The sequence below is a fragment of the Tenacibaculum sp. SSH1-16 genome, from assembly GCF_040104435.1.
Classification (GTDB): Bacteria; Bacteroidota; Bacteroidia; order Flavobacteriales; family Flavobacteriaceae; genus Polaribacter; species Polaribacter mesophilus.
Genome location: NZ_JBECOV010000007.1, coordinates 114,516 through 137,262, shown reverse-complemented (window position 1 = coordinate 137,262; position 22,747 = coordinate 114,516). Strand labels below are relative to the sequence as shown.

Below are 22,747 nucleotides of genomic sequence, written 5' to 3'. Positions count from 1 at the left end.
AAAGTGAAAGTGCTAAGCGTAGCTTTAAGCATGAAGCTTTGAAAGTGAGTGGTGCGTAGCAATTTCCTCTTTACAGACTTGATTTTTTGGTTCGTTTTTTATCAAGAAAAAATGAACAATAAATTAAACTTAAAACTAAAAATGAAAACCATAAAGATTGTTAAAATAGGCGGAAACATCATTAATGATGAGAAAGCCTTACATAGTTTCTTAACTAATTTCGCTCAGTTAAAAAATCCGAAAGTGTTAGTTCATGGTGGAGGTAAACTAGCTTCTGAATTGGCTAAACAGTTGAATATTCCTGTGATAATGATTGATGGCAGACGTGTAACCGATACGCAAACTTTAGATTTGATTACTATGGTATATGCAGGTAAAATCAACAAGCAAATTGTTGCGCAGTTACAAGCGCATAACACCAACGCTATAGGTTTTACAGGGGCTGACGGAAATACCATTGTATCAACCAAACGTCCTGCTGAACCTATAGATTACGGATTTGCAGGCGACGTTGTTACCGTGAACCCGCAAGTACTAACCGTATTAATTAATAACGAAGTAACGCCTGTGTTTTGTGCCATTACGCACGATGCTAACGGACAGTTATTGAACACAAATGCAGACACCATAGCCTCAGAAATTGCTATAGGTCTCTCTGCTCATTTTAGTACAGAACTATATTACTGTTTTGAAAAATCAGGAGTGCTAAGTGATGTAACCGATGACAACTCTATTATCGAACAAATCACTTCAGAATCCTACGCGCAATTAAAAGCTGACGGAGTCATATTTGAAGGAATGCTTCCTAAACTAGATAACTGCTTTCACGCCCTAAAAAACAACGTTCAAAAAGTACACATAGGCAATACAGCTATGGTATTTAACTCAAAAAACAAACACACCTCATTACAACTATCATGATACAAAGACTTACCACAAAAGCCATCAATCTGTTAAAAAACCTAATAGAAACACCATCTTTTTCTTCGGAAGAAGATGCTACTGCCCTACTGCTAGAAAACTGGTTTAAAGAGTATGATATTCCATACACTAGAACTCAGAACAATGTGTGGTCGGTAAACAAACATTTTGATGCTAACAAACCTACGCTGTTACTCAACTCGCATCACGATACGGTAAAACCTAATAACGGCTATACCAAAGATCCTTTTAAAGCGATTGTGGAAGAAGGAAAACTCTATGGTTTGGGAAGTAACGATGCGGGAGGCTGTTTGGTATCATTACTAGCAACCTATACCTATTTCTATCAAAAAGAAAACTTAGCGTATAATTTGGTATTTGCAGGAACTGCCGAAGAAGAAAGCAGCGGTCCTAACGGTTTAAACGGATTACTAAAAACCTTACCTAACATTGATGTAGCCATCGTAGGAGAACCTACTTTAATGAATTTAGCTATTGCTGAAAAAGGTCTAGTCGTTTTTGACGCTGAGGTAAGCGGAACCCCTAGTCATGCAGCACATCCGAACCATGATAATGCTATTTACAACACCATTGAAGTATTGCAGTGGTTTAAAAATATTGAGTTTGAAAAAACTTCTGAAATCTTGGGAGACGTAAAACTCACGGTAACACAAATCAATGCAGGAAAACAACACAACGCTGTTCCTTCCGAAGTAAAATTAGTGGTCGATGTTCGTGTAAACGATAAATACACCAATCAAGAAGTTAGCGACTATTTACAGCAAAATGCGCCTTGTAACATACAACCAAGAAGTTTGAATTTGAATTCATCATCAATACCAAAAGAACACCCTTTGGTGCAAGCAGGTATTACTTTAGGAAGAAAAACCTATGGTTCTCCTACCCTATCTGACCAAGCAGTGTTGAGCTGTCCGTCATTAAAATTAGGACCTGGAGACAGCACACGTTCACACACCGCTGATGAGTTTATTTATCTTCAAGAAATTGAGGAAGGAATTGAGTTGTATGTTAAGCTTTTAGAGAACGTATTAAAAGGAGTTAAGAATTAGCTACTGTACACATGTCAGTTCGAGTGATTTTTATTGAGTGATAGCGAAGTAAAAATTGTATCGAGAACTATTCGAAAACTTCTCGGTACAAAATTATTTTTATTTCATTTCAATAATTTTACTCGAAGTGACATTATAAATAACAAATAAAAAACATAGAAAAGAGATACAAGACCTCTTTTTCTAAAGCAAATCGTCATTCCGACCAGAGGGAGGAATCTCATTAAAAAGAGTAACTCATAAGTTTGAGACCTCTCACATACGTTCGAGGTGACAAACAAACAATGAGAATTTTGTTAGTTATAGTGTTTAACACTCAATACTAACTTCTCAATACTCAGTACTAATTAAAAAACATAAAAACATGAAACTTTGGGACAAAGGATTATCCATAGATAAAAAAATAGAACATTTCACTGTTGGAAACGATAGAGAAATAGACATACACATTGCACCGTACGACTTGCAAGCATCATTAGCACATGCAAAAATGCTGGCTTCCATCGGTATTATTACTTCGGAAGAATTAGCACAAGTAACTGCTGGAATTACTACGCTACAACAACAAGTGGCAGAAGGTACTTTTATAATAGATGCTCAATTTGAAGATGTACATTCTAAAATTGAGTTTGAATTAACCAACATGTGCAGTGAAGTTGGTAAGAAAATTCATACCGCACGTTCAAGAAATGATCAGGTTTTAGTAGCGTTACAATTGTACTATAAAGACAACCTGCAATCGATTTCAGATAAAACTAAAACACTTTTCAATACGTTATTAGAGTTGGCAGAAGAACATAAAACCAAGTTATTACCTGGGTACACCCACTTACAAGTGGCAATGCCTTCTTCTTTCGGATTATGGTTTTCTGCGTATGCTGAATTGCTAATTGACGATTTACACATGGTTAATGCAGCGCTAAAAACAGTAGATCAAAACCCCTTAGGCTCTGCAGCTGGATATGGTAGTTCGTTCCCTATTGATAGAGAATTCACCACTAAAGAACTAGGTTTTGAAACCTTAAAATACAATGTGGTGGCAGCACAAATGAGTAGAGGAAAAAGTGAGCGTACCCTTACCATGGCGTTGGGTAGTGTGAGTAATACACTAGCTCGTTTTGCGATGGATATCTGCCTGTATATGAGTCAGAATTTTGATTTTATTTCTTTTCCTGATGAATTAACTACAGGTAGTAGCATTATGCCACATAAAAAGAATCCTGATGTGTTTGAATTGATTAGAGGAAAGTGCAATAAAATCCAAGCGTTGTATACCGAAACTTTGTTAATCACCAACAATTTACCAAGTGGATATCATAGAGATTATCAGTTATTAAAAGAAAATATCATCAATGCTTTTGAGGAGCTAAAAGATGTGTTAGATATTTTTGACTATGCTATTCAGCAAATTATTGTAAAAGATATTGACCTACATGATGAAAAGTACAAATATCTATTTACAGTAGACAATATGAATACCTTGGTTGAAAATGGTATGAGTTTTAGAGAGGCTTACCAAAAAATTGGTAGTGAAGTTGTCAACGGTACATATACTCCTGATACTTCTAAAAAACATACGCATGTGGGTAGTATAGATAATTTGTGTTTGGATAAAATACGTGAGAAGCTTGGTTAGTGGTAGATACTAAAAAAAAGTCGTCATTACGAGGAGGATACGACGAAGTAATCTGTAAGTAGTTAACTCAAAACTTAGAGATTGCTTCGTTTTAGCCTGTCTTGAGCAACAGTCGAAAGGCTCGCAATGACGTAAACCTATACAATAGTATACTGTCATTCCGAACGAGGTACGAGGAGGAATCTGTTTAATTTAAGCCTAGAACATTCTTAACAGTTCCTAACATACAATTATAAGATTTCTCCCGCTGGTCGAAATGACAAACCCATTGTCATTACGAGGAGGATACGACGAAGTAATCTGTTTGTTGAGAGTTCAGAGTATAAAGATTTAGCTACGCTGAACCTTACGGTTTCTCCCGCTGGTCGAAATGACGCTTGTGAATCTATATTCTAACAGCGAAGCGGTCTTGTTTCTTGATTCTAATAAACAATCGTCATTCCGAACGAGGCACGAGGAGGAATCTTATTAAAAGGTGTAACTCATTGCCTTGAGACCTCTCACATAGGTTCGAGGTGACACAATGAAATTAGAATTTTGTTAGATTTTAATAGAACTCATAAAACTGTTATATAAAAAGAGGTTATTCTTAACAAATAACCTCTTTTTTACTTTATTTCTTTACTGTTCTTGAGCCTATGGAGAACTTATATCCAAATTGAAACTGGTAAAAAGCCTCATCGCTTTCACTTCCTTTGTAATTGTAGGTTACTAATCTTGCAAAAATAGCTTGATTTGGGTTTTTGTTAGGGTGATAAAACACCTCTGCTTGATTCTTTAATACAGGTACTTTAAAGTCTAAATCTATTGTGCTAGACCCGTTATAGCTTTTATAATCAAACCAGTGAAGTCCTAATTTGTAATTGAAACCGAAGTTGTTAAATCGTTTTGATGATAAGCTTATTCCTCCTCCATAACTCAATGCTTTTAAGTTTTCTACTCCTTGGGTATCGTTTTGAACTCTCGTTAGATTATAGTCTATCGTACCAAAAAAGTTCATTTTCATAGGATAGTTTTTTTGATACACTTCAAAGAAGTTTACTTCTCCACCTACGGTTAAAAAGCGTTTTTCTACCAAGTCTAACGTATTTCCTATTACACCACCTGTTGCGGTAACTAAACCTTTGTCTTCTTCAAACTTAGCATAGTGTACATAAGGTGTAATTGATTTTAAAAATTCGTATTGCATTGAAGAACTAAAGATTTGCCTTGAAAAAGGAAATACATAAAACTTTGCGCTTCCTTCTAACTGCACCAATCCGTTGTCAGACTCTCCAAAGAGTGCTAAAAAGTCGGTATAAGCACGTAGCTCTACTATTTTATCTAAGTAAGTATCTTGTTTTATTTGATAGGTTGCTGGGGCTGTTAAGTTGGTTTTGTTTCCATCAATATCTTCTTTAGGCAGTTCCAACGTTAAGTCATGAGGGATGTAGTTGTTTCCTATTTTATACTTATACATTAGTACATCACTTAAACGAATACGAAGGTTTTCAAACTCTTTTTCATCAACATTGGTTGTTGGTTGTTTTTGTGAGTAAAAAAGGAAGTTTTCAGATGCCCAATACCCATATCGTAAAAAGCTTACCCCTACATAGTTTTCAAACAATAGTAAACTTCCCTTATATTCTACCAATACCTGAATATCAGCTAAGCTACCATCGCGTATTTCAATATCTATCTTTTTAAACTTGTATTTCTTTAATGGCAATCGTACAGGGTCACTTTTATTTATAGTGTCATTACTACTTTTCTTTTTATAAAAACAAAACTCTTGCCCATCTTTAGGTATGGTAATGTCTCCAAAATAGGCTTCTTGATTTACTTGCTTTAATACCTGATTAAATATCTTTTTCTGTTTTGTATCCTTTCCGTTTATATCTTCGCTTATAATTACATTCTCATTAAAATAGCTGTAGGTTACGGGTTCATTTTCTTCTCCTTTAAAAAGAATTGCTAATACAGAAGGTTTTTCTTCTTTGTACCATTCTTTTATATTTTCTAAAGTCACTGAAGGGCAATCTATTTTATACGCTTCAAGTTTAGAGTACGTTTCTCCTAACGAATTTATAATATTATTTCTCTCTTCTTTTAAGACACCTAACTTTGTAAAAGTTTCACTAGTTATTACTTTTTTAACTTCGTTTATCTCCTTTTCTTTTGCTTCTTTAGCTTTCTCATAATCTTCAAATGTTTTAATTAACTTTTTTATTTCAGATTCACAATCTTTCTTTTTTTCCTCCTTCTTTTCCTCCTTTTCCTTCTTTTTCTCTATTTCTTTAACCTCTTCTAACTCAAGAGGTTTTTTATGAGGAAACCATTCCTTAATAGAATCTATAGGAATACTGGTACACACATCTTTAAAACTTGTAAACTTATTATAAATTTTATGTAGTGCTTTTTGATATTTTCTTCTTTCTTCAATTAATTTATTAAGTTCTTCTACTGTTTCTTCATTTATAACCTTTTTTACTAGACTAGTTTCTTCTTTATTATCTTCTATAAAGTCTAAATGATTCTCATAAGCTTTGTTAAGCTTTTTAATTTCAAATTCACAGTTAATAGTTTGTGTTTGTCCGTTAATGCATAGCACATAAAAAAAGAGTGCTAAGCAAGTGCTTAGGGTTTTCATAATTTTTAGTTAGTTTGGTTAGTTATTTTTTTGTGCACATACAGTTACAACAGTCTTTAAAACCAGCAGCAAAACACTAGTTAAAACCCTATATAACTGCATATTAACAATTTAAAAGTAGTAAAATATCATTAGTAATAACAACTATTGTGTTATTAAATGGTAATTATATGTGTAATAATGTATGTTTTGCGGATAACCGCAATTTGGGTTGCGGAAAACCGTAGAAATGAGTGGAATATGGTTCTTATATTTACTTATAATAAAGGTTACTTATAATAAAGGCATGGAGCTAGATACAATTAAAAACATTAGAGAAGAAAGAGATAATATTCGAGAACAAATAAAAAACCTAGACTTAAAAGAATATGATAATATTAGGTATGGCAACGAAGAAGAATATACTTTAAAACTCTTAATTACTGAAATTGAATCTTTATTGACGGATATTTCCACTCTTACTAAACATCCTTCTAAGTTTATTAAAATATCAACTTATAATGAACGCGAACGAATTTTTTCTTATCTAGAAGAAATAGCCTATGACATAAGCTTACCTAGTCGATATATTATTGTATTTGAAGAATTAAAAGCTCTCCTTAGGAGTTACAATATCAGAAACTCTTCTGAAAGACTAAGAGAGTTTGAAAAGGAAATTGAAGAAGTAAAGGAAATTAAAACCCAACTTCAACAAGTATTAATAGAGTCTAAAGAGCTAAAGGAAAATATAAACACTAATAACCTATCAATTGAAGAAAAGCTAATAAAAAGTAATGACAGATTACAAGAAATTAAGGAAGAGTTAGATCAATTATTAATTCATAAAGATGAATTAATCAAAGAATCAGAAAGACTTGAAAAAATAAATCAAGAATTAGACTCAATAAAAGACGAGGCTACTGAAAACTTAGATAAAATAGCCGAGTCCCTTAATGAAAGTAAGTCTAATGAAAAATTAATTACTTCTTTTGGTGATAAGGTTATAGAAAGAGAATCAAGACTTGATACTCTTGAGCAAAGAACACAAAAATACTACGCTAAACTTGATGAATATGAAGAAGAAAGAAAAGTTGTTTTGAAAAAAGCTGTTCAACTAATCAACTCTTCTAAAAAAGCTCTTAATTATACTACAGCAGAAGGTATAAGTGCTTCTTTTCAAAGCCAATACGAAAAAGCTGATAATAAATGGATCTTTGGAAGTTGGGTTTTTGGTGCAGCTATATGTTTAGTCCTAACAGTTATTTTAGGTATATGGGTATTAGAAGCTTCTTCAGGAAATATTAATATTTTAATTGGTAGAATTTCTCTTTTACCATTACCCATAATTGGTACAGTTTTTTGTGCCAATCAGTATACTAAACAAAAAAATATAATCGAAGATTATGCATATAAAATGGTATTATCAAAAGCAATTGTTGGATTCTCTGAACAATTAAAGAAAAACGGAACTGATGATAATAAAGAATATGTACATTATATTAAAACAGCTCTTGAAGAAATTCATAAGGATCCTTTAAGGAAAAGGGAAAGTAGAAGGTCTACTAATAACTCTAAAGAATCAAGCTTAAATGAGTTAGTAGAAGTCGCTGAAAAAATAATTAAAATAACTAAACTAGATTAAAAGAACTTCATTGCGCGGATTCCACATCCGTGTTTTCTATTTACATACTATCTAAAACGTTAAAAAACTCATAAAGTCAGAGAGTTAAAACGAAAAACAACTACTTTAGTATCAGCTATAAAAATTGTTTGTAAAAAGTAAATTGCTATCCCTTATTACTATTATATCACATTCAATTTTACAACATCTTTACGAAGTTAATGCTATAAAGGTACGCTTGTACCTGACTGTTTGGTGATGAATAACACCAAGGTTAGTAAATGGTTTTGCATGTATTGGTTATTGCTCCAGTATGCTAGCTGTTACTACCCAAAAAAGGATTCAAAAGGAAAAGTAAATAATTTAAAAATCAATATGATGAAGTACTATTTAATTGAAAACAAGTTAACCGATGAAACCAACTACTCAGCACGCATATTAACAGAGCGTACTATTAATCAAGACGAGTTGATTGATAAAATGTTGAGTAAACGTAACCTAGTAAGTAAAACCGATATTGTAGCGGTGCTTAACTCTTACTATGAAGAGATTATCGAGTCGATAGAAGACGGCGATAATATTAACCTCCCCTTACTAAATATTGGGTATTCTATTTCTGGGGTTTTTGATACTGAGGAAGATGGTTTTAATCCTGATACTCATAAACTACACGTAAACCTCAACAGCGGAAAGTTAATCAACGAAATTAAGGACGATATTCCGCTACAAAAAGTAACTGCTCCTATTACCAACACAGTTATTAATAATTTAAAAGATATTACCACAGCAACTACGAATACTACCTTATCTGCCAACGGATTGTTTGAGCTGAATGGTTTGCGTTTAAAAGTTGCTGGTGACTTACCTGAGGTTGGCTTGTATTTTGTTGCCGAAGATGGTACCGAAACTAAGGTATCTTATTTAGCTCAAAACAGCTATAAGAAGATTATTGGTCAAGCTCCTGCTCTTGCTGCGGGTAATTACCGTGTTAGAATTAAAACGCAGGCTACTTCTAAATTAGATCGCTTCTTAAAAGAACTTAAGGTATCTGAATCTACATTTAGCCTTACTGTATCGTAACACACGACACTACTGTCCGTTGACATCAGACAGTACTATCCTGTGACTTCAGACACTACTGTCTGAAGGTTAAGACAAAAACTATATTTTATAATCTGTACGAGCTATATGCTCGTACTTTTTTATGTTATATACTCTTTTTGTTATGGTTTTTAATGGGTATGAGGTGTTTACTAGTATAACTAACAAAATTCTCAATGTTTTATAGGGTGTTTTATCGTTCTTCGTTATGACGGTTCTTTTAGAGCCAAGAGAATAGACCGCTTCGCTGTTAGAGTAAAGACTTATTAATAGGTCTTTGTTCGATATTCTTTTTATCATCTAGTGTCACTTCGAGTAAAATTATTGAAATGAAATAAAAATAATTTTGTATCGAGAAGTTTTCTAATAGTTCTCGATACTATTTTTACTTCGTTATCACTCAATAAAAATCACTCGAACTGACAGTGATTATAATAAAAGAATAAGGGTAACACTTTTGAGTGAGGTTTAGCTACGCTGAACCTTACGGTTTCTCACTATCGTTCGGAATGACGGTTTACTGTTTGTTAACCTTTACAATTGCGAGCCTTTCGATTTAAGTTTATCTTGAGCGAAGTCGAAAGGCTCAAGACAGGCTAAAACGAAGCAATCTCTAAGTTTTGAGTTCTAAATAAACAGATTACTTCGTCGTATCCTCCTCGTAATGAGGATAAAAAGAAACTTATTTTAGCTTATTTAAATACACCTTTGTACTTGGCATTTCAGCTACATTTATGGTGTCTGGAATATAGCCTTCTGCCTGAAGTACTACCAAGCCTTCTCTAAACTCATATAGATTTACAGTTCCATCAATATCTGATATAATTGTATCTGTTGGTTCTCTTAGATTAATTACTTTAACCTTTTTTATAGGGGTTTCCGTAGTATTTAAAACTTGTATATTCCAAATCCCCATAAAATGCCTTCGTTGGTGATAATCTTCACTAGAGTTCCATAAATATATAATTGTTATAAAGAATGTAAAAACTGATACAATAGTAAAAGAGAGGTAAATAAGTACTTTTAAATATAGCTTTTGTTTTCTAAATCGAGAACTAAGAATTAATATTAAAGAACCTAGTGCAAATAGTATGAGGAAAATTTTTACCATGTTATATTTAATTTAATAAACAAATTAGAGCCTAACTTTAGTCTTCTAAAGGAAGTATTGCTTTCTTCTTCACAGAATAGTAATAAAGCAATGAAAAATATGAATAGAGGTTTTCTCATTTTATTCTTTCCTCTTCATAAATAAAGTGTCTTTTCTATGAACGAATAACGATTTATCTCCTCTTCTGTTCACTGTATAAGGAGAAATAGTATCTGAGATATAACCTTCTTTAACAAAAATTAATTCACTAATAAAATCTGCTTTTCTATTTAGATAAAAATAGCCATCACTTTTAGAATAGGTATACTGTGAATAAGATGAGCTTTCTATTATTTTTACTTTATTTATTGGCTCTTTGTTTTCATCTAATACATAGCCGTGGTAACAATCACATAGTTCTTATTTGCAAGAAACTGTTAAAAGTAATAATGTTAGTAATAATACGTTTTTCATTTTAGCTGCATAACATCTGTAGAATACGTTTACTTTTCAAGTGGCTTTAGGAAGATTGAGTCGAATCTTATAGTGTCTTTTGTAAAACCATACCTACCTCTTCTCTCAATACTTCTTTTTTCATATCCTTTTTTTATTAAACTAAACTTAAAAAAGCCCATAGGAGCTTCACCTCCTATAGCCATTTTATCGTAGTAAGTTTTCATTTTTAAAAAGAAACTTCCGTTTACATCACTACTGGTTTCAGTAGAATAATCTTTTTTTGCTGAATCCCAAGTTACCACATCAACACTATCTATTTTTTGTAATGTTTCAGAGTTATATATATAACCTATAATAGGAGGTCTACTAACTCTTTTAACAAAACAGCTTGTTAATGTTACTATTATAAATATGAATACTACTTTTTTCATTTTACTCTTTCCTCTTCATAAATAAAGTGTCTGATTGTTCACGTAAAAAAAGAAAATAAATTTTGCCTCCCATTTTTCCTCGTAATATCCTCAATGTATCTGTAAAGTAGCCTTCTTTTTTAAAAACTAAATCTCTAGTTACTTTCTTTGATGCTCTTTCTAAAATAAAATACCCGTCTTCATTCGTTTTCGTAAAATTTTCTGTTACTCCATCTTCTATAACGGTCACATTTATTAAAGGCTTATTATTATAAAACACATACCCTTTATACTTATTAGTCTTATTAGAACATGCAAAACATAATAAAGATATTGCTAATACTATATATATTGAGTTTCTCATCCTATTCTATCCTCTTCATAAATAAAGTGTCTTTTCTATGAACGAATAACGATTTATCTCCTCTTCTGTTCGCTGTATAAGGAGAAATAGTATCTGAGATATAACCTTCTTTAACAAAAATTAATTCACTAATAAAATCTGCTTTTCTATTTAGATAAAAATAGCCATCACTTTTAGAATAGGTATGCTTTGAATAAGATGAGCTTTCTATTATTTTTACTTTATTTATTGGCTCTTTGTTTTCATCTAATACATAGCCGTGGTAACAATCACATAGTTCTTGTTTGCAAGAAACTGTTAAAAGTAATAATGTTAGTAATAATACGTTTTTCATTTTAGCTACATAACATGTCTAGAATACGCTTACTTTTCAAGTGGTTTTAGGAAGATTGAATCATACAATATTGCCTCTTCTCCAAAACTCCCTCTTGTTCCTTTTTCTATTTTGATACTCTTGTATTTTGGATGTTTTAATTCCATTGAATAAAATAAAGGAACATGCCCACCTTCAAAATTAAACATCACTCTTTTCTTTACTCTCTGTATGGTAAACTTTCCTTGGTTATCGGACTTTATCTGTTCATCATCAATCTGTATTAATACACCTTTAACTGGTTTGTATGTTAAAGAATCGTATAGTGTTCCTTTAATTTCGGGTCTTTCTATTCTTGACGAACAAGAATTCAAAATAAGTGCTATTAATAGTAAGTAATAGAATCTCATTTTTATTTTATTGAAAATACTTGATGTATTTACTTTTATGACTAATTAAATAAATAGTATCTCCAGTAAAGTTTCTACTTATAAACTCTCCATTATGAGTACTGTATACAGGCAATGTATCTATCCTATAGTTATCTTTTTTTAAGATGATTTCATTCCCTATTAATGTTTCTTCTTTTAGAGTAAAAAAACCTTTCTCATCTGTTTGAGTTAATTTATCATCTTGTAAACTACATACTTTAACACCTTTTATGGGTTCTTTTGTATCTATATCATAGATATATCCGCTATAGTTAGTATTACAGCTTTGTATTAAAAAGATAAAAGCTAATAATGAGTGGTGGATTTTCATTTTAATTTTATTTTAGTTAACCATATTAAACTTAAAACATCTTTTGTAGATGCAACTCTTCTTTTATGATAATTGGGTTGGTTATACCATTCTCCTAGCTCGTTTTCTCTATAATACGGCATTATATCTATTTCTCCTTCTAAAGGAATTCTTGGTGCTGATGATTTACGAAATTGAAATACCGTATTTACACTTCCTTTATGACCGTAGCTGTAAAAAGTTCCTCCATATGCTTTTAAAATAGTGTGTCCTATTTCGTGAGCTGATGTATCCTTAAATTGAACATCTTCATTTCCTATTCTCTGGTATGCCCACTTTTTCGAATATTTAATATAACCTACATTATAACAAATAGCTTCTCTAGAAAAAATATTTCCCGCGTAAGATATTGGATCTTCAACGGTTCCTGGATTTCCTGAACGCATCCAAGAATTATTAGTATTAAAAATTAAACTAACATCATCCATTGTTTTCTGCGTTGTATTTATTGCGTTTACATAAACTTCATATTTTTCACCGTCAATATCAACATCTTTTGCTATGTAGTGATTCCTGTTTCTACCCCAATGATAGTTTAACCCTTCCAAAGCTAATTTTTCTAAATCTTCAAAGCTTTTTGTTATACTCTTAATAGGAATTTTACCATAATCTGACAATGTTTTTTGTGGTATTTTATCCCAAGGACATACTTCTTTTGAAGTTCTCATTCCTGGGTTAAGATGATCTCTGTGAATAACCTCTTTACACTCTACCCCTCTTGCTCCTCCATCTTTTAAGTTAACACGTAATGTAACATCTATTCTTTTAGAGTTTTTATCAATCTTTACATCTACCCATTTAACTTCATCGTAACGCATACTAAAATCTAACTTTTTTCTGCTGTAATTGTTTGAGTTATCTACGCCAATAGTATACAGATTTAAATTTTCGTATTGTGTTAGTTTAGCAGTGTCTAAAATTCCTCCGCTATCAAACCCATCCCATTTCCAAATGTGTTCTCCTTGTTTTAGTTTGTTAGCATCAGTTATTTTTTCTTCATAAATAACCAAGCTTCCATCTCTAATTTGTAGCGTTAGTTCTTTGGCGTTATTATCGGCTATTTGGTAAGTAAATTGTACAAAGCCTCTTTCACTATTTCCGCTGTAATCAGCTATTCCTAGGGGGACAAAACTTGGCATATTACGATAATTTTGGGGTTACACTAAAGTTTGTACCGTCGCTAGAAACGGTACTACCATTTTTAGTTACTTCTGTTTGCGTTCCAGAAAGCGTTTTTCTCCAGTACGTAGAATATTCTAGCGAAGAATTAGGCATTTTTACTCCTGCACACGTAATAATTAATCGGTCTTTTATAGGCTGATCGTTTGTATTAGAAAATACTGTTTCGTATTTCTTTAGGTAGCAATCAAAAAAAGTCATTGTTTTAGAGCCCCCTTTTAAATATGGGTAGTATATTTTTAACTCTAGTTGGTCTATAGCATTTTCTTTACAAGCCCATTCTTCAAAATCAGTATTACTACCTGATTCTATTTCTAATTCTAAACCTGCAAAGTTAGCGGAGCTTGTGGGTTGGTCAGAAACGTTTATGTTTCTATTAAAACCAAAGTTATAGGTTAGTACCTCTATCTCTCTGTTATTAAACAACAGCATAGTTCTATATTTCATAGCATCGTTTTTAGTTATATTTTTTTCTTGTTGAAGTAATCTTTAGCAATTTCAACGTATCAAACCTACAATTTTTCTATTTAAAAAGCTAGCATATTTATTATTAAATCTCTTTGTACTAAGCAAATACGGATCGTGTACTTTGTTTGTACTTAATAAGTACTTCTACTAACTTTGTTTAGGGTTAAACACTATGAAAGAATGCTTAGTTGTTAGCGTATGGATTTTGAATAATGAGATAACTACGTCGCTATTGCTACTCGTTATGACGGTTGTTTTTTAGAGCCAAGAGAATGGACCGCTTCGCTGTTAGAGTAAAGACTTATTTATAGGTCTTTGTTCTATTCTCTTTTTTCTATATTCTTTTTATCATCCAGTGTCACTTCGAGTAAAATTATTGAAATGAAATAAAAATAATTTTGTATCGAGAAGTTTTCTAATAGTTCTCGATACTATTTTTATTTCGTTATCACTCAATAAAAATCACTCGAACTGACAGTGATTACAATAAAAAAAGAGTAACACTTTTCAATGAGATTCCTTCTCAGTTGCTTTGCAACATACTTTCAATTAAAATATATCTTAATTTCAGTGACGTTCGGAATAACTGTATGTCTTGTGACCTACAAGAAAATCTTTGAAAATCAAGACAGCAGTGATGGATGTAAGATAAAAAGCTGTTTGAGCGATAGCGAGTTCTTTTTATCAGTGGAGGATGTCGTAGTATTTTCTCACGATTTTATTGTAAGTCTTGATTTTTGTTTCTTTTTATCAAGAAAAAGAATACCACAATAATCTTTGAGGAAAAACTTCTCTTTATAACGTTGTTATGAGACAAACGTGTAGTTTTTATGTTTGGGACTCTAAATAAATAGATTACTTCGTCATACCTTCCTCGGAATGATGGTTTGTAAAAGTATTTTTACTTATACTACTTACTTTACAGCTATATTTGCATATAGTAAAAAGAAAATAGTACTGTCTTAATGACACATCCTTTACGACAACATATTGAAGAAATTATACCTCTTACTGATGAGGAATTCGCCTATATTCTAAGTTTTTTTCAGCCTATTACTAAACGTAAACATCAATATTTACTGCAAGAGGGCGAAACTGCCAATAAAGAATATTGGGTGGTTAAAGGTTGTGTAAAGAGCTATTTTATTGAAGATAGCGGTAAAGAGCATATTCTTCAATTTGCTATGGAAAATTGGTGGATTACCGATTATGAATCATTTGTAAAGCAACTACCTTCTAAAACAGCAATTGATTGTATTGAAGATTGTGAATTGTTGTATATCACTTATGAAAACCGTGATAAACTAACTGCCTCTTTGCACAAAATGGAACGTTTTTGGGCTAAAAAGAGTAAAATGGGCAGAATAGCTCTTCAAAAAAGAATTGTATCGCTCTTACAAAATTCTGCAAAAGAACGATACGATCAACTGTTAGAACAATACCCTACCCTTTTTCAACGGGTTCCTAAAAAAATGATTGCTGCTTATTTAGGGGTTTCTAGAGAAACTCTTAGCAGGCTTAATTCTTAGTTTTTAATATTTCTTATTGTTTGCATGTGACATACATCACTTTAAAGGTGTGACATAGCTCCTGTCTAAAGTTGTACGTCCACTGCAACTTTGTAGTATAATTTTAAAACATATTATTATGCCTTTTGTAAACATTAAAGTTACCGACGAACAGATAACCCAAGAACAAAAACGTCAACTTATTGAAGGAACAACGCAGCTTTTAGTTGATGTACTCCAAAAAAATCCTGCAACTACCCATATTGTTATTGAAGAAGTTCCTATGGGTAATTGGGGGCACGATGGTAAACAATATTTAGGAACTAAAAAATAAGACTCATGAAAAACAAAACTGCAATTATTACAGGAGCTTCAACAGGTATTGGTAAAGAAATTGCTAAACTTTTCATAGAAAAAGGATGCAATGTAGTAATGAATGCTTCTAATGAAGAAAACCTACAAAAAGCTTATAAAGAGTTAGGTAGTCCGTTAAACGCTGTGCTTCTTGTTGGAGACATTAGTAAACAAGAAACAAGTAAACAATTAGTAGCCTTAGCTTTAGAAAAATTCAACAGTATAGATGTACTGATTAACAATGCAGGAATTTTTGCTCCTAAACCTTTTTTAGAGGTTGAAGAAAGCGATTTAGAGTTGTACTGGAATGTGAATTTAAAAGGAACTTATTTTGCCTCTCAAGCTGTTATTCCGAGTATGGTAGCACAAAAAAATGGAGCTATTATAAATATAGGAACTGTTTTAGTAGATCATGCCATAGCTGGTTTCCCTGCTACTGCTCCTTTAATGAGTAAAGGTGCAATTCATACCTTAACCAGACAACTCGCTGCTGAGTTTGGTAATGATAATATTAAAGTAAATACTATTGCTCCAGGTATTATTAGAAGTCCGCTACAAAGCAAAATAGGTATTGAAGACGCTGATAGTTTAGCTGGGTTACACTTGTTAAACCGTATTGGTGAGGTAACTGATATTGCTGAAGCTGCTTACTATTTAACTTTTTCAAATTTTGTTACAGGTGAAACTATGAATGTGGCTGGTGGTCACACCGTTGGTCATGCCATTTAAAACTAAAAAAGATGTATAAAGAGAATATAACAGCAATAGAACTTTTAGTAACGAACTACTTTGAGGGTATTTTTTATGGAGATACTCAAAAACTTCAATCATGCTTTCATAACAATACTCCTATTTATGGAGATATTAAAGGCGCTGACTATTTTAAAAGTTCTGAAAATTATATTGAAGGGGTTGCTAACAGGCAAAGTCCAAATGATTTAAAAGAAACTTTTAACATGAAAATTGTAGGAGTTGATATTTTAGGGAAAGTTGCCATGGCAAAGTTACATGTACCTATGTTGGGTTATAATTACTATGACTATTTATCTCTAAACAAAATAGAGAATGAATGGAAAATTGTAGCTAAGGTTTTTACGCATGTAGAATAACCTTATAAACAAAAGCGGTTTGGATGTTTATCTAAACCGCTTTGTTTTTATTACTATCAGACTAAATCGTTTTTCTCTTTTGAATGAGATTCCTTCTACCGTTCAGAATAATGGTTTATTTTAGATAAGTCCGAAGTCTTTAGTGATGGCAATTAGTTGTGTAGGGTTATTGGCGTTAAAATTTTCTTTTAATAGCTTTAAGCGTTTTTCTACTGAACTAACACTACTGGGCTTTATATCTTTGTTTTTTAATGCTTCGCTAATTTCTTTTTGATCTAAGCCTTCTGCTAAATGTTTTAATAAAAACACGTCGTAGTCTGTAACTTCGAAGGCTTCTTTATCTCGTAAGGCATGTGCTAATTGTGGGGTGATAAAAAACTCACCGTTAAACACACTTTGTACTGCTTTTTTTAGCTCTCTTTGTCCGTGGTTAGACTTCCATACATACGCATTCACTGCTAACTCATTACATAATTGCTGAATTCGGTAGGGTTTATCTTCTACAGAAAATACGACTGTTTTTAAAGTAGGCTGTAGTTTTTTTGCTTCGGCTATGAGATCTTCTCCTGATTCTAATCGTTGTTCATGTATGTTGTCTTTAAATGATAAATCGCTTACCAATAAATCAAACGGCTCATTGTCTAACCATGCTTTTTTTAGCTTTAAAAAAGCCTCGTCGCAATATTGTGCATATTCAACATTAGGAATTTGCATGTTTTCTAAGGCTACTTTTATTCCGCTTGACATAAAATCAGCATCTTCTGCTATCAATACTTTTTTAAACATAACTACTTTTTAAATTGAAACTTTGCTTGAAATCCTTTTTCTTGCTTTGATTCAAAAGTAATAAACCCTCCTACTGATTTAATACGGATTTCCATATTTTGCAAACCATTTTTTACAGAGAGGTTTTCTACACCTATTCCATTGTCTTGATACGCTATCGATAATTTGTTTTTTTCTACTGAAAAAGTGATAAGCACCAACGTTGCTTCGCTATATTTTTTCATGTTTACTAAGAGCTCTTGTAAGGCTCTATATACTACTATTTGTTTTTCTTTGGCTAACTGGTTTATGCTTACTTCTTGTAATCCTTTGTGAATTACCTTGCAACGATCGTTTGTAAAATCTAAAAACAGTTGTTTTAAGAAACTCTCAAAGTGCTCTCCTGTGAGTACAGGACTGTTTTCGTGAGAAATATCTCTGGTTTGTGCATATATTTTCTCTACTCTTGTGAGTAACCTTTCATCTGTTATTGATGTATTTTGTAGTGTATTCATTACCGCGTATACATCGTTTGCCAATTCATCGTGTATTTTTTTAGCTAAGCGGGTTTCTGTGTTGTAGACTTCTATGGCTTTTTCTTTTTTATTTTTTTCTCTTTTGTAAAAGAAATAAACTATTGAGGATAAAATCGTAAGAATTACTGCAAAAATCCAGAGTTGTTTTTGCGATTTTTGTTGTTCTGTTTTAATCTCTGCTTTTAATTTTTGTTCTTTTAACAGATCAAAGTTATATATCGTTTTAACTAATTTATTTGTTGACTTTCTTCTAGCATCAACTATACTATCTTTTAGATAGTTTCTTTCAATGGCATACTTTCTAATCTCATTTTCTTTTATTTGTTCAATTAGCTTATCTATTGCTTCTATTCTATCGTTTGGTCTTTTTCTTTCTCTCGATAAATTATACATTTTTTGAGCATAGAATAGAGATTTATCAGGATTTTGATTATTAAAATAATCAGATAAATATGAATAATTGGTTATTAAGCCCGCATAATCATTTATACTATCTTTTAACCTTTGAACTTTTAAAAAATCATTAACATCAACTTTTTCTCCTAATAAATACTTTGTGTAAGTATAATTATCTAATATTTTAAATTTCAGCTTTAAATCTATTTCATCAAAAAACTTATTCTTAATTAATTCTTCATATACTTTTACTGCCTCTTTATAATTCTTTTCATATTTATAAACAACGACTTTATTTGCTATATACCTTACTCTTTTTAAACTATCATTTGTTATTTGTATGGCCTGATTATAATATTTTATAGCATCATCATAACTACCTTGATTTCTGGAATTTATCCCTAAACAGTTGTAAATGGAGCATATTACTTCATTAGCTTTGGGGTTGTTATTAGCATACTTCAAGCCCTGAATAGCAGTAGAATCACTTTTTAGAAATAAATCAAAATTAGACTCAAGTTTTGCTAAAGATAATATTCTCTTTGAAGTCATTAAACTATCTCCAATTGAAATTGAAATTTCTTTAGATTTTGTATACCAAAAATATGTACTATCTATATTATTTATTCTTTTATGGTTCAACCCTAATTGATAAAATGCATGAGCTATATAAACTGAATCTTTAAGAGCATAAGATAGTTTGACTAATTTTTTCGTATTATACAAAGCACTATCTAGATTGTTCTTTCTAACAAAATTTTTAGCTAAACTATCTAATCTTTTGTATTTTTTTCTCTTTTCCTCGATACCACCATTCTTTAATAGATCAGCATCGACTTCCTTATTTTTATCATAATTATTACAATTAAATAAACATAAAAGAGTAGTAATAACAATTAATATTCTATAGAGGTTTTTCATGCTACTAAAATATAAACTCTTTTAACAGAAAAAAAGCTCTTCAACAAGAAGAGCTTTAATTAAGAGTTTATAACCAACCTATCCATTTGTTGGAGTAGGTACATCCTCATCTTCGTCAGGATCTTGATCTTCCTCTCCACCTGTATCACTTGTCGTTGTCTCTGTAGAGTCTTTTTGTGGTACTACAGTGGTTGAGTTTGTATTTATAGTATAGATTCCATTTGTTACTAAAAATGTTATAATTAATAAAACCTTGTTCATTTTGTTACTTTTAAAAATTGATAATATTTATCCTGTCCAAGCACTTTGCTTAGCTACAGTTACACCATGTTGGGTGTAGAATTTTTAAAAGAGTCGCGCGCCTCTTTCGCGGGAAGTAGAGATGAACATCGGTATTATTAAGTAGCTTCCCTTCTAAGAAATTCTACCAATAGTTCATCTTTTAATTAGAACCAATCAATTTGTTTTCTTTTTAATTTCTCGATCAGTGCCATTGCAAAGATTCTGAAAATCTGAGTTTTACCATTTATCAAAATCTATTCAATTCTTAATCTAGCAGTATTTGTCTAGTTTATGGATAACCGTAATCAATTTTTGTACAACAGCTTTACTTTTGACTCCAACTTGTCTAATAATTGATTAACTATGATTGAAAAACTAATTGTTGATTTTTTTAAAAAGATTGAGACAGATGAAGGAATTGATAGTCGAAATGGAAAAGCTAATTTTTTTGTAAACTCTCTGTTAGAGGAAAAACACGGAAAATTTCATTATATAAGTATACAGAAAGCTACCAGAATTCATAAAAAGTATGTTGAAAAGGATAATACAGTTAGTGCTAATGTAAAAGACCCTTTTCTAAAAGATGTAATGGCTGAGTATTTGGGATTTGAGGACTTTAAAAACTATAAGGAAAATATTGCTATAGATCCTGTAAAACCTTTTACAATAGGTGAAGAAATTAACTTAACTGGGAGAAAAGAGGAAGAAGAAAATAAGTTAGGGGTTTCAACTACTCTCTTAAAAAACAAAACACCAATTTTAATTGGTGCCATTCTTTTAGTTTCTGTATTTATTTTTTATAAAGATATTTTGTTTGAAAAAAGTAATTGCATTGTTTGGGAAAAAGACCATTATACAAAAGCCCCTTGTTACTATCTTAATTCAATAGATAATACAACCTACCATATAGATATTGACCGTTTTAAAAAAGTAACACTTACTAAGGATATGGAGTTTTTTACAAACGGTAAGGAAAATTTTTGGTATGGAAGTAATAAAGATGGTAAACGAGAGTTTTTTACAGCTAGAGGCATTCACCCTGAAACTTTGAAGGAATTAGCCCCCATAACAAGAACTATTCTGAAAGATGAAGGCTTATTAAATGAATAAAAAAAGCTGTTAATATTTAAATTAACAGCTTTTACCTTTACCTTAATTAAGGTAATAATACCTTTTTTTATCGTCTACTATAGTTAGGTGCTTCTTTAGTAATAGCAACATCGTGTGGATGACTTTCGTTAATTCCACTTGCAGTAATACGGATAAATTTTCCTGTGTTTTTTAGTGTTTCAATATCTTTTGCTCCACAGTATCCCATACCTGCACGTAACCCACCTACAAATTGGTGAATACTTTCTTGTAATTCTCCTTTGTAAGCTACACGTCCTACAATTCCTTCTGGAACTAACTTTTTAATATCATCCTCTACATCTTGGAAGTAACGGTCTTTTGATCCTTGTTTCATTGCTTCAACAGATCCCATTCCACGGTACGATTTGAATTTTCTTCCTTCGTAAATAATGGTTTCTCCTGGAGATTCTTTGGTTCCTGCTAATAATGAACCTAACATTACACAGTCTGCTCCAGCCGCAACAGCTTTTGGAATATCACCTGTATAACGAATACCTCCATCAGCAATTACAGGAACTCCACTTCCTTTAATAGCCGCTGCTACTTCTAATACTGCTGAAAATTGTGGGAATCCTACACCTGCAACTACACGAGTTGTACAAATAGATCCTGGTCCTATTCCTACTTTTACTGCATCTGCTCCAGCTTCTACTAAATATTTAGCTGCTTCTGGTGTTGCTATGTTTCCTACAACAACATCTAATTCAGGGAATTTAGCTTTTACTTCTTTTAATACAGAGACCACTCCTTTGGTGTGTCCATGAGCTGTATCAATAATCACAGCATCTACCCCTGCATTTACTAAGGCTTCTGCTCTATCAACTGCATCATGCGTTACACCTAATGCTGCAGCTACACGTAAACGTCCATATGAGTCTTTATTAGCTATTGGTTTTTGTGTAAGCTTTGTAATATCTCTAAAAGTAATTAATCCTACTAGCTTATCATCGTCATTAACAACAGGTAACTTCTCTATTTTGTTTTCTTGTAAGATAACTTCAGCATCTTTTAAAGAAGTTCCTTCTGCAACAGTTACTAAGTTTTCAGAGGTCATAACTTCAACAATAGGACGCTCGTTATTTTTTTCGAAACGCAAATCACGATTCGTTACAATTCCTACTAATTTTCCTGCTTCATCAACAATTGGAATACCTCCAATTTTATGCTCACGCATTGCTTGTTTAGCATCTAAAACGATTGCACTTAACGACAAAGTAATCGGATCGATTATCATTCCGCTTTCTGCGCGTTTTACTTTACGAACTTCTTGAGCTTGTTGCTCAATTGTCATATTTTTATGTAACACTCCTATTCCTCCTTCTCTTGCAATAGCAATTGCCATAGCAGATTCGGTTACCGTATCCATAGCTGCTGATACTATTGGAACATTGATTGTTATGTTTCTTGTAAATTTTGTTTGGATTGAAACTTCTCTTGGAAGTACTTCTGAGTAGGCAGGAACTAATAAAACGTCGTCGTACGTTAATCCTTCTCCTAATATTTTAGCTTGATGAGCTTGCATATGCAATCAATTTAGTGTGTTGTTAATTAATTGCATGCAAATATACTACAAATAATGCAAAAACTACCTTTAATTTTAAGTTAAGTAAATCGCTTTATATTTTATCTTTTGTTTATTGCTTTACCCTTCTATCAATAACGCTAATAATCAACTTTTATACGCTCAAGGTTTCTCTGCTTATTCTT

At 31.9% G+C, this 22,747-nt stretch carries 23 protein-coding genes; 10 read left to right on the top strand and 13 right to left on the bottom strand.

Annotation, left to right across the window (positions count from 1 at the left end):
* Positions 1 to 141 precede the first annotated feature (141 nt).
* The 3 genes from argB (at position 142) to argH (ending at position 3,627) form a co-directional block, all read left to right on the top strand.
* The gene (gene argB, locus ABMY20_RS10695; protein WP_349265273.1) at positions 142 to 921 is read left to right on the top strand and encodes an acetylglutamate kinase; all 780 of its coding nucleotides are present in this window, start codon (positions 142 to 144) and stop codon (positions 919 to 921) included.
* Positions 918 to 1,991: a M20 family metallo-hydrolase gene (locus tag ABMY20_RS10690; RefSeq protein ID WP_173360345.1), complete on the top strand. Its 1,074-nt coding sequence runs from the start codon at positions 918 to 920 to the stop codon at positions 1,989 to 1,991. The genes argB and ABMY20_RS10690 overlap by 4 nt, the downstream gene beginning before the upstream one ends.
* 364 nt (positions 1,992 to 2,355) lie before the next feature.
* On the top strand, positions 2,356 to 3,627 hold the full coding sequence (argH, locus tag ABMY20_RS10685) for an argininosuccinate lyase (protein ID WP_349265272.1): 1,272 nt from the start codon (positions 2,356 to 2,358) through the stop codon (positions 3,625 to 3,627).
* A 613-nt stretch (positions 3,628 to 4,240) separates the two neighbouring features.
* On the opposite strand, the gene ABMY20_RS10680 is transcribed toward argH, so the two are convergent.
* Positions 4,241 to 6,256 carry a hypothetical protein gene (locus tag ABMY20_RS10680; RefSeq protein ID WP_173360347.1) on the bottom strand — a complete coding sequence of 672 codons (2,016 nt, stop codon included), beginning with the start codon at positions 6,254 to 6,256 and terminating at the stop codon, positions 4,241 to 4,243.
* Between the two features lie 229 nt (positions 6,257 to 6,485).
* On the opposite strand from ABMY20_RS10680, the gene ABMY20_RS10675 reads away from it, so the two are divergent.
* Positions 6,486 to 7,877 (top strand): hypothetical protein, encoded by a 1,392-nt coding sequence (locus ABMY20_RS10675; RefSeq protein WP_173360348.1) that lies wholly within the window; start codon positions 6,486 to 6,488, stop codon positions 7,875 to 7,877.
* Between the two features lie 237 nt (positions 7,878 to 8,114).
* The gene (locus tag ABMY20_RS10670; RefSeq protein ID WP_253056422.1) at positions 8,115 to 8,936 is read left to right on the top strand and encodes a DNA-binding domain-containing protein; all 822 of its coding nucleotides are present in this window, start codon (positions 8,115 to 8,117) and stop codon (positions 8,934 to 8,936) included.
* A 703-nt stretch (positions 8,937 to 9,639) separates the two neighbouring features.
* On the opposite strand, the gene ABMY20_RS10665 is transcribed toward ABMY20_RS10670, so the two are convergent.
* From ABMY20_RS10665 to tssD, 8 genes are all read right to left on the bottom strand, one after another.
* Positions 9,640 to 10,068 carry a hypothetical protein gene (locus ABMY20_RS10665; protein WP_159491420.1) on the bottom strand — a complete coding sequence of 143 codons (429 nt, stop codon included), beginning with the start codon at positions 10,066 to 10,068 and terminating at the stop codon, positions 9,640 to 9,642.
* A gap of 482 nt (positions 10,069 to 10,550) precedes the next feature.
* Positions 10,551 to 10,934, bottom strand: coding sequence for a hypothetical protein (locus tag ABMY20_RS10660; protein WP_349265271.1), 384 nt, complete (start codon positions 10,932 to 10,934; stop codon positions 10,551 to 10,553).
* Between the two features lies 1 nt (position 10,935).
* Positions 10,936 to 11,277: a hypothetical protein gene (locus ABMY20_RS10655; protein WP_349265270.1), complete on the bottom strand. Its 342-nt coding sequence runs from the start codon at positions 11,275 to 11,277 to the stop codon at positions 10,936 to 10,938.
* Position 11,278: 1 nt separating this feature from the next.
* Positions 11,279 to 11,611 (bottom strand): hypothetical protein, encoded by a 333-nt coding sequence (locus ABMY20_RS10650; RefSeq protein ID WP_349265269.1) that lies wholly within the window; start codon positions 11,609 to 11,611, stop codon positions 11,279 to 11,281.
* A gap of 29 nt (positions 11,612 to 11,640) precedes the next feature.
* The gene (locus ABMY20_RS10645) at positions 11,641 to 12,000 is read right to left on the bottom strand and encodes a hypothetical protein (RefSeq protein ID WP_349265268.1); all 360 of its coding nucleotides are present in this window, start codon (positions 11,998 to 12,000) and stop codon (positions 11,641 to 11,643) included.
* Between the two features lie 7 nt (positions 12,001 to 12,007).
* Positions 12,008 to 12,352, bottom strand: coding sequence for a hypothetical protein (locus ABMY20_RS10640; RefSeq protein ID WP_173360359.1), 345 nt, complete (start codon positions 12,350 to 12,352; stop codon positions 12,008 to 12,010).
* Entirely contained in the window at positions 12,349 to 13,530 is a 1,182-nt protein-coding gene (locus tag ABMY20_RS10635; RefSeq protein WP_349265267.1) for a hypothetical protein, read from the bottom strand. The genes ABMY20_RS10640 and ABMY20_RS10635 overlap by 4 nt, the downstream gene beginning before the upstream one ends.
* Position 13,531: 1 nt before the next feature.
* Positions 13,532 to 14,017: a type VI secretion system tube protein TssD gene (gene tssD / locus ABMY20_RS10630; protein WP_349265266.1), complete on the bottom strand. Its 486-nt coding sequence runs from the start codon at positions 14,015 to 14,017 to the stop codon at positions 13,532 to 13,534.
* 986 nt (positions 14,018 to 15,003) lie between these two features.
* Here tssD and ABMY20_RS10625 point away from each other — a divergent pair.
* The 4 genes from ABMY20_RS10625 (at position 15,004) to ABMY20_RS10610 (ending at position 17,009) form a co-directional block, all read left to right on the top strand.
* Complete coding sequence (locus tag ABMY20_RS10625) at positions 15,004 to 15,567, top strand: Crp/Fnr family transcriptional regulator (RefSeq protein ID WP_159611570.1); 564 nt, start codon at positions 15,004 to 15,006, stop codon at positions 15,565 to 15,567.
* Positions 15,568 to 15,685: 118 nt separating this feature from the next.
* Positions 15,686 to 15,880, top strand: coding sequence for a 4-oxalocrotonate tautomerase family protein (locus ABMY20_RS10620; protein WP_349265265.1), 195 nt, complete (start codon positions 15,686 to 15,688; stop codon positions 15,878 to 15,880).
* Positions 15,881 to 15,885: 5 nt separating this feature from the next.
* Entirely contained in the window at positions 15,886 to 16,629 is a 744-nt protein-coding gene (locus ABMY20_RS10615) for an SDR family NAD(P)-dependent oxidoreductase (protein ID WP_349265264.1), read from the top strand.
* An 11-nt stretch (positions 16,630 to 16,640) separates the two neighbouring features.
* Positions 16,641 to 17,009, top strand: coding sequence for a nuclear transport factor 2 family protein (locus tag ABMY20_RS10610; RefSeq protein ID WP_159611574.1), 369 nt, complete (start codon positions 16,641 to 16,643; stop codon positions 17,007 to 17,009).
* Positions 17,010 to 17,129: 120 nt separating this feature from the next.
* Here ABMY20_RS10610 and ABMY20_RS10605 read toward each other — a convergent pair whose 3' ends face one another.
* From ABMY20_RS10605 to ABMY20_RS10595, 3 genes are all read right to left on the bottom strand, one after another.
* Positions 17,130 to 17,795 (bottom strand): response regulator transcription factor, encoded by a 666-nt coding sequence (locus ABMY20_RS10605; RefSeq protein WP_125067305.1) that lies wholly within the window; start codon positions 17,793 to 17,795, stop codon positions 17,130 to 17,132.
* 2 nt (positions 17,796 to 17,797) lie between these two features.
* A complete protein-coding gene (locus tag ABMY20_RS10600; RefSeq protein WP_349265263.1) occupies positions 17,798 to 19,627 on the bottom strand; it encodes a hypothetical protein in 1,830 nt (609 codons plus the stop codon).
* 78 nt (positions 19,628 to 19,705) lie between these two features.
* Entirely contained in the window at positions 19,706 to 19,888 is a 183-nt protein-coding gene (locus ABMY20_RS10595; RefSeq protein WP_349265262.1) for a hypothetical protein, read from the bottom strand.
* A 384-nt stretch (positions 19,889 to 20,272) separates the two neighbouring features.
* Here ABMY20_RS10595 and ABMY20_RS10590 point away from each other — a divergent pair, with 384 nt between their 5' ends.
* On the top strand, positions 20,273 to 21,019 hold the full coding sequence (locus ABMY20_RS10590) for a hypothetical protein (RefSeq protein WP_349265261.1): 747 nt from the start codon (positions 20,273 to 20,275) through the stop codon (positions 21,017 to 21,019).
* A 67-nt stretch (positions 21,020 to 21,086) separates the two neighbouring features.
* Here the strand turns inward: ABMY20_RS10590 and guaB are convergent, their stop codons facing one another.
* On the bottom strand, positions 21,087 to 22,562 hold the full coding sequence (gene guaB, locus ABMY20_RS10585) for an IMP dehydrogenase (RefSeq protein ID WP_073182936.1): 1,476 nt from the start codon (positions 22,560 to 22,562) through the stop codon (positions 21,087 to 21,089).
* Positions 22,563 to 22,747: the final 185 nt, after the last annotated feature.